Origin of the sequence: Kitasatospora griseola, assembly GCF_014648555.1 — a bacterium.
Lineage (GTDB): Bacteria > Actinomycetota > Actinomycetes > Streptomycetales > Streptomycetaceae > Kitasatospora > Kitasatospora griseola.
Genome location: NZ_BMRI01000002.1, coordinates 133,115 through 144,581, shown reverse-complemented (window position 1 = coordinate 144,581; position 11,467 = coordinate 133,115). Strand labels below are relative to the sequence as shown.

At 73.6% G+C, this 11,467-nt stretch carries 11 protein-coding genes; 9 read left to right on the top strand and 2 right to left on the bottom strand.

Translation table 11 applies throughout. The features are described 5' to 3' along the window. From IEZ12_RS37625 to IEZ12_RS03155, 4 genes are all read left to right on the top strand, one after another. A partial coding sequence (locus tag IEZ12_RS37625; protein WP_229847189.1) for a gamma-glutamyl-gamma-aminobutyrate hydrolase family protein occupies window positions 1-271 on the top strand: 271 nt, incomplete at its 5' end. Then, window positions 268-1,701 carry an amino acid permease gene (locus IEZ12_RS03165; RefSeq protein ID WP_189270659.1) on the top strand — a complete coding sequence of 478 codons (1,434 nt, stop codon included), beginning with the start codon at window positions 268-270 and terminating at the stop codon, window positions 1,699-1,701. The genes IEZ12_RS37625 and IEZ12_RS03165, both read left to right, overlap by 4 nt. Before the next feature lie 161 nt (window positions 1,702-1,862). Continuing rightward, the gene (locus IEZ12_RS03160) at window positions 1,863-3,395 is read left to right on the top strand and encodes a flavin monoamine oxidase family protein (RefSeq protein WP_189270658.1); all 1,533 of its coding nucleotides are present in this window, start codon (window positions 1,863-1,865) and stop codon (window positions 3,393-3,395) included. Beyond that, window positions 3,395-4,717 carry a glutamate-cysteine ligase family protein gene (locus IEZ12_RS03155; RefSeq protein WP_189270656.1) on the top strand — a complete coding sequence of 441 codons (1,323 nt, stop codon included), beginning with the start codon at window positions 3,395-3,397 and terminating at the stop codon, window positions 4,715-4,717. The genes IEZ12_RS03160 and IEZ12_RS03155 overlap by 1 nt, the downstream gene beginning before the upstream one ends. A 2-nt stretch (window positions 4,718-4,719) precedes the next feature. Here the strand turns inward: IEZ12_RS03155 and IEZ12_RS03150 are convergent, their stop codons facing one another. After that, on the bottom strand, window positions 4,720-5,625 hold the full coding sequence (locus IEZ12_RS03150) for a RimK family alpha-L-glutamate ligase (RefSeq protein ID WP_189270654.1): 906 nt from the start codon (window positions 5,623-5,625) through the stop codon (window positions 4,720-4,722). Between the two features lie 198 nt (window positions 5,626-5,823). Between IEZ12_RS03150 and IEZ12_RS03145 the strand changes: the two genes are divergently transcribed. The 3 genes from IEZ12_RS03145 to IEZ12_RS03135 all read left to right on the top strand — a co-directional run bounded on the left by IEZ12_RS03145 (window position 5,824) and on the right by IEZ12_RS03135 (window position 8,861). Further along, window positions 5,824-6,369, top strand: coding sequence for an alpha/beta fold hydrolase (locus IEZ12_RS03145; RefSeq protein WP_189270652.1), 546 nt, complete (start codon window positions 5,824-5,826; stop codon window positions 6,367-6,369). Window positions 6,370-6,619: 250 nt separating this feature from the next. After that, window positions 6,620-7,759 carry a DUF3103 family protein gene (locus tag IEZ12_RS03140; protein ID WP_189270651.1) on the top strand — a complete coding sequence of 380 codons (1,140 nt, stop codon included), beginning with the start codon at window positions 6,620-6,622 and terminating at the stop codon, window positions 7,757-7,759. Window positions 7,760-7,904: 145 nt separating this feature from the next. Then, window positions 7,905-8,861 (top strand): AraC-like ligand-binding domain-containing protein, encoded by a 957-nt coding sequence (locus IEZ12_RS03135; RefSeq protein ID WP_229847188.1) that lies wholly within the window; start codon window positions 7,905-7,907, stop codon window positions 8,859-8,861. A gap of 24 nt (window positions 8,862-8,885) precedes the next feature. Here the strand turns inward: IEZ12_RS03135 and IEZ12_RS03130 are convergent, their stop codons facing one another. After that, window positions 8,886-9,335 (bottom strand): SsgA family sporulation/cell division regulator, encoded by a 450-nt coding sequence (locus IEZ12_RS03130; protein ID WP_043910631.1) that lies wholly within the window; start codon window positions 9,333-9,335, stop codon window positions 8,886-8,888. A 363-nt stretch (window positions 9,336-9,698) separates the two neighbouring features. Between IEZ12_RS03130 and IEZ12_RS03125 the strand changes: the two genes are divergently transcribed. Together IEZ12_RS03125 and IEZ12_RS37620 are read left to right on the top strand one after the other, a co-directional pair. Further along, window positions 9,699-10,940 carry a PucR family transcriptional regulator gene (locus IEZ12_RS03125; RefSeq protein WP_189270649.1) on the top strand — a complete coding sequence of 414 codons (1,242 nt, stop codon included), beginning with the start codon at window positions 9,699-9,701 and terminating at the stop codon, window positions 10,938-10,940. Between the two features lie 202 nt (window positions 10,941-11,142). Continuing rightward, on the top strand, window positions 11,143-11,467 hold a 325-nt coding region (locus IEZ12_RS37620), incomplete at its 3' end, for an alpha/beta fold hydrolase (RefSeq protein WP_229847187.1).

The window sequence follows — 11,467 nt, the reverse complement described above, 5'->3', positions numbered from 1 at the left end:
CGCCGAGGCGTTCGGCCGCGATCGGATCGCGGTGGCGTCCGGGCACCACCAGGCGGTGGACCGGGTCGGCGAGGGCCTCGTCGTGTCGGCCCGCGCCGACGACGGCTGCGTGGAGGCCGTCGAGCTGACCGGCGACGCGGACGCGGCCTGGACGGTCGGCGTCCAGTGGCACCCCGAGGCGCTGGAGCCCGTGGCGGAGCTTCGGCTGCCGCTGTTCCGCGCGCTGCTGAACCAGGTGGCGGCCCGGCACGGAGTGGAGCTGCGATCGTGAGCGACGTCAGAGAGAACACCGGGGCCCGGCCGGTGGAGAACGCCCAGGACACGGCCGTCGCGGCCGGCGGGGCGCAGCTGTCGCGGAGCCTGCTCAGCCGCCACATGACCATGATCAGCATCGGCGGCGCGGTCGGCGCCGGGCTGTTCGTCGGCTCCGGCGTGAGCATCCAGCAGGCCGGTCCTGGCGTGCTGATCGCCTACGCGCTGACCGCCGTCATCGTCATCGTGGTGATGCGGATGCTCGCCGAGATGTCGGTGACCCGCCCCGACACCGGCGCCTTCGCGGTGTACGGCCGCCTGGCGTTCGGCCGCTGGGCCGGCTTCGCCAGCGGCTGGATCTACTGGGTCGGCTGGCCGCTCGGCATGTGCATCGAGTCGATCGCCGCCGGCCGGATCGTGCACGGCTGGATCCCCGCCGTGCCGGTCTGGCTGATCGCCGTGCTGATGCTCGCCGTGGTGACCGCCGTCAACCTCGGCTCCGTCCGCGCCTACGGCGAGATGGAGTTCTGGGTGGTCTGGGTGAAGGTCGCCGTGATCGCCCTGTTCATCGGCGTCGGCCTGGTCGCCGTGGCCGGCCTGCTGCCCGGCACGCCCGCGCCCGGCACCGACAACCTGCTCGGCCAGGGCGGGTTCCTCCCGATGGGCGTCAGCGGGATCGTCATCGCCACCTCCGGCGCGATGTTCTCCTTCTCCGGCACCGAGATCGTCACCATCGCCGCCGGTGAAGCGGAGGACGCCGCCGCCGCGATCCGCAAGAGCACCCGCACCATCATGTGGCGGGTCACCGTGTTCTACCTCGGCTCGCTGTCCGTCGTGGTGCTGCTGCTCCCGTGGAACAGCGCCGCCGTCGGCGACAGCCCGTTCGCCGCCACCCTGGACCACCTCGGCATGCCCGGCGCGTCCACCGTGCTGAACGTGGTGCTGTTCGCGGCGATGCTCTCCACCATGAACTCCCAGGTCTACGCCAGCTCCCGGATGCTGTTCGCGCTGGCCCGCGACCGCGACGCGCCGTCGCTGTTCGCCCGGATCTCCCGCCGCGGCGCCCCGCACACGGCGATCCTGTTCACCTCCGCCCTGGCCGCGGTCTGCCTGGTGCTCGAAGTGGTCCATCCGACGGACGCCTTCGGCCGGCTCGTCGACATCACCGGCGACACCGTCTACGTCACCTGGATCGGCATCGCCGCCGCCCACCTGGTGCTCGGCCGCCAGGACCGCGCCGACGGCCGCCGCCCCGCCGAGGGCACCGCCGTCTGGCTGTTCCCCGGCCTCACCTGGGCCGTGCTGATCGCCCTGCTCGGCCTGTACGCCGTGATGATCGTCCTCGCCGACTCCCGCGTCGACGCCCTGCTGGCCCTGGCCCTCACCGTGGCCGTCTCCCTGGTCGGCCGGTGGCTCCAGCACAGGCAGGCGCCGTCCGCGGACCGATGACCCGACCGGCAGCCGGTGGGGGGCCGGCCGCCGGGAGCCCCGGATGCGAACCGGGCGAGCCGGTGGGACGGTGTCGGGGAGGCGCGGCGAGACCCGGTCGACCCACGGGGGCGGGCGAGAGACCGGGGCGTCGCGCGGTTCGCGCACCGATAGGGGTCCCGATGTTCGACACCAGTTTTGCGTTCCCCCGCGCCCTGCTGAAGCCGACCGCCGGCCCGGGCGGGCGGGTGGTCGTGATCGGGGCCGGCATCGCCGGCCTGGTGTGCGCGTACGAGCTGCAGCAGCGCGGCTTCGACGTGGCGGTGTACGAACGCGGCAACCGGCCCGGCGGGCGGATCCGCACCCACCGGTTCTGGGACGGCACGCACGCCGACCTCGGCGCGATGCGGATCCCCGCGAACCACCACTGCGTGCTGCACTACGTGAACAGGTTCCGGCTGGCCACCCGGCCCTTCGTCAACGCCAACCCGCTGGCCTACTACCACCTGCGCGGCAGCAAGGTCCGGGTGCACGAGGTGGCCGCGCTGTTCCCCGCCTTCGCGCTGCGCCCCGACGAGCGCCACCCCCCGTCCGCGCTGCTGGACCGGATCCTCGCCCCCGTCTGGCGGGCCCTCACCGTCGAACAGCAGCGCCGCGCCCTCGACGGCCGGTGGGACGACCCGGCGCTGGAGCGCGCCGCCTCGGTGTCGCTGTGGCAGTACGTCCACGAGCACCTCTCCCAGGAGGCCTGGGACCTGTTCGGCCACGCCAGCGGTCTCGCCCACTACGAGCAGTCCTCGCTGCTGGAAGTCCTGGTCGACTACTTCGGTCTGTTCCACCGCGGCCAGGTCGAACTCGCCGACGGCATGGACGCCCTGGTGCACTCCTTCGTCCGGGCGCTGCGCCCCGGCACCCTGCGGCTGTCCACCCGGATCGACGAACTCGCGCTGCGCGCCGACGGCGTCCGGGTGCGCGGCCGGCGGATCGGCGGGCGGCTCGACGAGGACGCGGACTTCGTGGTCTGCTGCATCCCCGCCCCCGCGCTCGACCAGATCGCCGTCACCCCCGGCCTGCCGCACGCGCAGCGCCACGCCGTGCGCGGCATCAGCTACGCGTCCAGCGCCAAGACCGTGCTGCACGTGACCCACCGCCGCTGGGAGATCGAGGACGGCATCCACGGCGGCGGCAGCTTCACCGACCTGCCGATCCAGCAGTGCTGGTACCCGTCCGACAACGCGGTGCGCGCCGACGGCTGCGTCAACGGCTCCGGCGCCCCCCGCTGGGACGCCCGCGACCGGCTGCGCTCCGCCGAACCCGCCGCGCTGCTCGGCGCCTACCTGTGGGGCGCCAACGCGCGCCGGTTCGCCGCGCTGGAACAGGCCGACCGGGAGGCGCTGGTGCTGGAGTGCCTGGAGAAGCTGCACCCCGGCATCACCGGCGACGTCGACGACATCGTGCACTGCAACTGGGACGTGCAGACCGGCATGGGCGGTGGCGCGTTCGCCCACCTCACCCCCGGCGAGCACACCCGCTACCTGTCGGTGCTCGGCGCGCCGCACCCGGCGCACCGGCCGCGGATCTTCTTCGCCGGCGAGCACCTGTCCGGCGCGCACGCCTGGTGCCAGGGCGCCGCGCAGTCCGCGCTCGGCGCCGTCGGCGCGCTGCTGGACCACGCCCGGCAGGCCCGCACCGCCGCCCCGGTGAGCGCCCCGTGATGGACCGGGCGCAGCTGCTCGCCCCGCTGACGCCCTCCCCGGGCGGCGCCGAACAGGTCGGCGTCGAGGTCGAGTGCGGCCTGCTCGACCCGGCCACCGGCATCGGCGCCCGCTACTCGGGCCCGGGCGGCGTACGCGCCGTGCTGGAGGCGGTGCTTCGGCACTGGGGCGGCGAACCCGAGCAGGACGGCGACTGCCTGACGGGCGTCCGGCTGCCCGACGGCAGCACCGTCACGCTGGAGCACGGCGGGCAGATCGAGTACTCCTCCACCCCCGGGCCCGGCGTCGGCAAGACCATGGACGACGTCCGGGCCGCGCTGGCCCGGCTCGCCGACCTGGCGGCCGGCTTCGACCTGGCCCTCGTCCCCGGCGGCAACCTCCCGTTCGGCCGGCTCGCCGACGTCGAATGGGTGCCGATGTCGCGCGGCGCGCTGATGCGCCAGTACTTCGCCGACCTCGGCCCGGCCGGGGCCCGCGCCCCGCACGTGATGGCGCTGTCGCTCTCCACCCAGGCCACCCTCGACTTCCTCGACCCCGCCGACTTCACCCGGAAACTGCGGATGCAGACCGCCGTCGCCCCCGTGGTCTCCGCCCTGCTCGTCAACTCCCCCCTGCACGAGGGCCGTCCGTGCGGGCTGCTGTCCCACCGCAGCTGGGCCTGGCTGCGGATGGACCCGCGCCGGGCCGGCCTGCTGCCGCCCGGACTGCGGCCCGACGTCGGTGCCGGGGACGTCGTCGACTGGGCGCTCGGCATCCCGCTGATCCACTACCGCACCCGCGACGGCCGCCACCACCGCGCCCCCGAGGGCAGCTTCGCCGAACTGCTCCGCCACGGCCTCGACGACGCCCCGCGGCGCTGGGCCGCCCACCTCGACCAGCTGTGGACCGACACCCGGGTGCGCCGCACCCTGGAACTGCGCGGCGCGGACGGCCCGCCACACCCCCACCTCGCCGCGCTGCCCGCGCTCTGGACCGGGCTCGCCTACCATCGCGAATCATGCGACGCCGCCTGGGAGTTGACCGGCCGCCACAGCGCCGCCGAGCACCGCGCCGCCCGCGCCGAACTCCCCGTCCGCGGCCTCGACACCCGCCTCGGCGACACCCCGGTCCGCCCGCTGGCCGCCGAACTGCTGCGCCTCGCCCGGGCCGGCCTGGACGCCCGGGTCGCCGCCGGACTCGAACCCCCGCACGTGCCCGGCCTGCTCGACCCGCTGGACGAGATCGTCGCCACCGGCCGGACGTTCGCTTCACAGACCCTGGCGCGCTGGGACGGCGAACTGCGCCGCGATCCGGCCCGCTACGTGGCGCTGCACCGGATCTGACGCTACGTCAACCTGCTGGCGCAGGCGGCGAGCAGGGCGTCGGTCACCTGCGTGACCCGCGCGCCCCAGCGGACGTTGGCGTTCACCTCGCACAGGGTGAACGTGCCGTCCTCCTCGAAGAGCAGGTCGACGCCCGCGAGCACCAGGCCGACCTGCTCGGCGGCCCGCACCGCCAGCTCCTCCGCCACCGGGAACCGGCCCGGGCACGGCTCGACGGTGCCGCCGAGCGAGACGTTCGACTGCATCAGGCCGTTGGCGGAACTGCGCAACCCGACGGCCACCGCGCGGCCCTCGACCACGATCACCCGCAGGTCGCGGCCGTGCGAGTGCCGCACGTAGCGCTGGAACAGGAACGGCACGTCGGGACGCAGGCAGCCCTGGACGTCGGCCACCATCGCCGCGTCCCGCGCCAGGAACACCTGGTGGCCGCCGCTGCCGCGCACCGCCTTCACCACGCACGGCTCGGGGATCCCGGCCGCCACCGCGAGGTCCGGCCGGGTGTCGGTGTAGGTGCGGGTGTCGGGGACGGGCAGGCCCGCCGCGGCGAGCGTCTGAAGCTGCCAGAACTTGTTGACGCAGGTCAGGATCGCCTCCGGCGGGTTGATCAACTGCGTGCCCATCGCCTGGAGGTGCCGCAGCAGGGTGATCTCCCGGTCGGTGCTCAACGGGGTCATCGCCAGGCGCACCACGGCCGCCCGGGGCGGCGTGATCGGACGCCCCGCCAGATCGTGCAGGGTCAGCTTCCCGCCCGTCACGCCCAGCAGCACCCGATCGGTCGACACCACCGCGAACCGCGACCCGAACGCCGCGGCGAAATCCCGGGCCAGCCGTTTCGCCACCGGGGACTCCCGGACGGCGGGGCCGAGCAACAGCCACAACTCGGCCTCGGGCAGAGGCTCTTCGGCCACGGAGCGGTCTCCTCGGATCGACGGGTGCGCGGGCGGCACCATCATCCGCGCCCGGAGCGCCCGGGGTACAGCCACCGCGCCGACCGTGCGCTCCGGGGCCGGTCCGGCCGATCGCGCTGATCCGGCCGGACCGACCGAGCAGGCCCTCGGGGGCGCGGCCGCCCGCGGAGTGCGCCCACTGCGCCCCCCAGCGCCCGCGTGTCCGGCCCCCCGCCCTGGCCCGGGCCGGCCGCCACCGGCTACGTGCACTACGGCTTCGCCGAGGCACTGGAGTCGATCTTCCCGAGCGTCAAGGACGCCATCGCCGAACTCCGCACCAACGGGCAGGCCGTCTGGCTCACCGGGCACAGCCTCGGCGGCGCGCTCGCCATGCTGGCCGCGGCCCGGCTGCTCCTGGAGGCCCCCGAACTCCGGGCCGACGGCGTGATCACCTTCGGCCAGCCCCGGACCTGCGACCGACTGCTGGCCGCCGGCTACAACAAGGGCCTCAAGGACCGGAGCCACCGCTTCGTCAACAACAACGACATCGTCCCCCAACTGCCGCCGGAACCGGCCTTCACCCACGTCGACGTCCTGCGCTGGATCGACTCCTCGGGCCGGATCCACGAGAAGGGCGCCGGCCTGGCGGGCGACCTCGCCAACCGGGCGAAAGGCCTGGCGGCCGACGCGTTCTCACCCACCGGCGACGGGATCCGGGACCACTTCATGCGGAACTACCTGGCGGCGATCGAGAAGAACCTGTGACCCCCGGTCGCGCTCTCCCTGCTTTCGCGCTCGCTCGGGAGATTTTGAGCAGACACGGTCACGATTTGGCACAGACATTACGGACACTTCATGACCGGTCGTACTGGACGGTCACACGAGGTCTATTCGCGTAGACGCCCGATACCCCACCATGGTGCCGCTCCAGGAACCATCACGTCGGACCCGATCCGGGTCCGGCGTCCATGGCCTGCCCGGGATCCGGGCGGCCACCACAGGTGGAGGCTCCCCCATGTTCTCCCTGCACTCTGCACAGCGGTTCCGTGCGGTGCTGACCGGTGTCGCGCTGACCGGTCTCGCCGTCACCGCCGCCCCGGGCCTCGCGTCCGCGGCCCCCGCGTCCGCCCCCTCGCGGCACGCGACCCGGGTCTCGGCGGTGGACGCCATCGAGGACGGCGCGGCGCGCTCCCTCGCGCTCTCGCTCGGTGACTCGGCCTGGCGGCACCAGGTCGCCGGCGCCCTGTCCCAGGGCAAGGCGGTCGGTCTGCGCGGTCTGACCGATGGTTCGGCCACCAAGGGCGCGGCCGGTCTCGGCGCGCACATCGCGAAGGCGGACCGTCAGGTCGCCGACGCCAAGGGCCTCGGCGCGGACACCGGTTCGCTGCTCCGGGCCCGCCTGGTCGGCGCCGCGGTCGACGGCGTGGAGCCGCTGGTGGCGTCCTCGCCGTCGGACGACAACGCCACCGTGGTGGTCGCGTACGACAGCACCGGCAAGGCGTACGACCTGGCCGCGGACCACGCCCCCGACCGTCCGGTCATCCTGGTGGACGTGGACACCGACAAGGCCACCGAGGCCGGGATGAAGGTGCTGCGGCAGGAGCTGTCCGCCGCGGGCCTGCAGGCCCCGGTGAGCGCGCCGGTGAACACCGCCGCGGCCGCCGCCGGCTTCTGGACCACCCGGGTCACCGCCGTCACGGTCAAGGACGTCAAGGAGCCCTGGTTCAAGGGCTCCGCGGAGATCTTCGACCTGGTCACCGGCTTCGGCCTGGACGGCAAGGTGCGGGTCGACACCGTGACCATGCCGTACCTGGACGACGCCAACAAGACGTACTACCCGAACCAGATCCTGGTGAACTGGTCGCTGTACAAGTACAACCTGGCCGACGTCGTGATGATGGAGGACGACGGCGACACCAACTACTCCTCGCTGGCCAAGGCGCTGGCGGCGGTGCTGCTGACCATCGCCGACCAGGGCGCGTACATCCCGCTGGTCAACGCGGTCATCGACGCGATGCCGTCGTCCTGGTGGACCGACGACCCGGACTACGTCGAGTCCTGGTACACCCTGGCCACCACCACGACCGGCACCCGCACCGGCGCCTCGGGCAACGGGACGATGACCTTCGACCGGTACTGGGTGTCCGCGCTCTGACGGACCGACGGGAATGAGCCGGGCGCCGGCGGGAGTTGTCGCTCCCGCCGGCGCTCCGGAGCTCTTTTGGGCCCCGGGGCCCGGAGATGGTGTGATTCCGACGCCGACTCCGGACGGGCCGGCCCGACCCGAGGGAGGAAGTCCGTTGTCCGCCGAGCTCCCCGCCGAGCCGCTGTCCGCCGCCGACCGTGCGGAGAGCTGGTACCAGGCGGTGGCCAGTGCGTTCGTGCCGATGGCGGTGGAGTTCCTGGAGGACGAGCCGTCGCCGGGGACGATCGTCGGCCACCGGCTCGGCCCGATGCGGATCCTGCAGGTGAAGGCCGGGCCGCAGATGGTGACCCGGACCAGGCAGCTGATCGCCCGGGAGAACGCCGGGTCGCTGATCCTGACGCTCCAGCAGCGCGGCACCTCGCTCAAGGAGCAGGACGGGCGGGAGGCGTCGATCCGGCCCGGGGAGTTCTCGATCACCGACGCGTCCCGGGTGTTCCGCAAGCGCATCGACGAGGACTTCACGTTCACGTCCTTCCACTTCCCGCGCGCCGAACTGGACGTCCACGAGCGGGACCTGCGGGCGCTGACCGCCACCACCTTCGGCCCCGGCGAGGGCAGCGCGGCGCTGGTGGCGACCTACCTGGCCGGGATGGCCCGGGAGGCGCCGGTGCTGGACGAGGCGGTCGGGCGGCGGGCCGCGGCGACCGCGCTCGACCTGCTGGCGCTGCTGATCGACGACCGGTGCGGGCGGGAGCGGCCGAAGGGCCTGCACGTCGCCGCCTCGCTGGAGCGGGTCAAGGACCACATCCGGCGCAACCTCGGGGATCCGGACCTGTCGCCGTCCGGCATCGCGGAGGCGAACCACATCTCGCTGCGGTTCCTGCACAAGCTGTTCCAACAGGAGGGGACCACGGTCGGGGCGTGGACCCGGGCGCAGCGCCTGGACCGGTGCAGCCGGGACCTGCGCCGGCCGACGGCCGAGGAGCTCGGTGTGGCGGGGATCGCCCGGCGCTGGGGCTTCGTCAACTCCAGTCACTTCAGCCGGGCGTTCCGGGCGGCGTACGGGATGACGCCGCGCGACTGGCAGATGCTCGGCCGGTCGCAGGGCTGACGGGCGGACCGCGACCGGACCGGGTCAGCCGGTCAGGCTGTGCAGTTCGGCGTCCCAGTCGATCAGCGCGGCCTCGGCGCCCGGCGGGACCAGGGCGAAGGCGTCCCGGCGCAGCCAGCGGCGCACCTGGCGGGCGGGCAGGTCGAGCAGCACACTGCCGTCCTCGCCCTGGAGCATGATCCGCAGCGAGGTGCGGCCGTGGCACGGGCAGGGCGGCCAGATGCGGACGTCGCCGAGGCCGGACGGCTTCTGCAGGCCGTCCCAGAGCAGGTCGCGGGCGAACCGCCAGACGCCCGCCTCGGCGGCCTGGCCGAGGAACTCCAGGGCGACGGCGTACGGGTCGTCCTGGCAGTAGGCGAGGCGGACGGGGACGTCGACGGACTGCTGCTCGCCGAGGACGATCCGGGCGTCGACGTCGAGGTCGGTGCTGGCGGCCTCCGGCTGCGGCTCGGACAGCGGGTGGGGGGCGGGCATGGGGCTCTCCTGGGTCGGTGCGGCGCGGCTCCCGCCCCGGGCCCCGGGAGCTGCCGACGACCACGGGGCGGAACCTCTCAGGAGGCTATGCAGCGGCCTGCGCGGCGGATGTTCCGGCGATGCACGGCGGCGTGACGATCCGTGCACCGTTCGGCCTCCGACCGGCCCGAGCGGTAGGTCCCCGGGGGCCGCGCCACCCGGTGGAAGGGGACTGTTATCGCCACCAACTCTTTTGCTGTCAAAGGGAGTTGCGAGATTCGCAGAGTGCCTCCGCAGGCCCGCGGCGGAGGCGTTTTCCTCGGTTTGTCGAACGTTTGGCCATCCCGTTTCGCTTCTTGTATGAATGCGCCGGGAGGCTTGATCATGACGAGATTGATCCAGCGTGCTCGTCCTGGCGGCGAGGCGCTCCAGGCCCTGGTGGACGGGCTGGCCGAGGAACTGGGCCGCTCCGTCGTCCTGGACGATCCGCTGGTGCGGATGATCTGCACCAGCCGGCACTTCGGCGACGAGGACGGCGTGCGGGTCCGGACCCTGCTGCAGGGCATCGCGGACGACGAGACCATCCGCTACGTGCTGTCGCAGGGCGTCGCCGGGTGGACCCGGCCGGGCGTGCTGCCGGGCCGGGACGACCTGGGGCTGCTGCCGCGGTACTGCGTGCCGATCCGCGAACGCGGGTACCTGCTGGGCATTCTGATGGTGGTGGTCACGGACCGGGAGCTGACGTCCGAGCAGTTCGCGGCCATCGACCGGACCGCCCGCGGGCTGGCCGCCGAGATGTACGCGCGGCGCCTGGCCGCGGACGTCGACGAGGAGGAGAGCCGCCGGCTGGTGGCCCAACTGGTCGGCTCCGACACGGCGCTGCGGTGCACGGCGCACGAGCGACTGGTCGACGACGGCCTGCTCCCGGCCGGGCCGCACGTGGTGGTGACCGTGGTGGCCGTCTCCGGGCACCGCGACGCCCCCGGCCGGGTCGAGGTAGCGCTGTGCGCCGCCCTCGACCCGTTCCGGCAGAACCGGGCGGCGCTGGGGCTGCTCGCGGTCGAGCAGGACCGGGCCGTGCTGGTGCAGGTCTTCGACCGCGAGCCGACCGAGGACGACCTGGAACTCCAGTGCCGCACCGTGGCCCGCTCGCTGCGGACCTTCCTCGACCCGGGGACCGTCACGGTGGTCGGGGTGGGCGGCCGCCGCGGCCGGCTCGACGAGGCGTGGATCTCCTACGACCAGGCCCGGGTGGCGCTCCGGGCGGCCCGCCGGCTGCCCCGGCTGGCGGGCATCGCGGACTGGGAGCGGCTCGGCGAGTACGCCGTCCTGCTGCAGCTGCCCGACAGCGCGTTGAACAGCACGCTGCTGCCGAAGCCGCTGCGGCGGCTGCTGGACCGCGGCGCCAACGCCAAGCTGGAGGAGACCCTGCGCTGCTTCCTGGAGAACGCCGGCTCGGTGCCGCGGACCGCGGAGCAGCTGGAGGTCCACCGCACCTCGCTGTACTACCGCCTGCGGCAGATCCAGGAGATCACCGGCCTGGACCTGGACAACGGCGGGCACCGCCTGGCGCTGCACACGGGGCTGCGGGTGCTGGAGCTGCTCCAGCACCCGCAGGACCGCTGAGCGCGCTTTCTACAGAGCGATGACGAGACGCTGCTACAGACGGTGAAAGCTTCGGCCGGCAATCCCTACGTCGGTCGGTGGCCCGCGGCTCGTGGTCCCGACAAGAATCGTCATCGCGAGCCGTCGCCCGTCCTCCGGCCACCGCCGGACCTGGACGTTCCCGCATCCACAGCCGACCCCGAACGGACCGGACATCCGCACCATGCACGAAGTGATCACCCACGACGGAGTGCGTCTGAGCCACCGCGACAGCGGCGGCGAGGGCGTCCCCCTGGTCATGCTCCACGGCTGGGGGCAGACCCAGGAGATGTTCCGCCACCAGCTCACCGGACTGGCGCCGGGGCGGCGCGTCATCACGGTGGACTTCCGCGGCCACGGCCGTTCCGGGAAGCCGCAGCACGGCTACCGGATCGCCCGACTGGCGGGTGACATACGGGAGTTGGTCGACCAGCTCGGACTGGACGAGTTCGACGCGCTGGGCTGGTCGATGGGCGCCTCGGTGTGGTGGAGCTTCGTCGACCAGTACG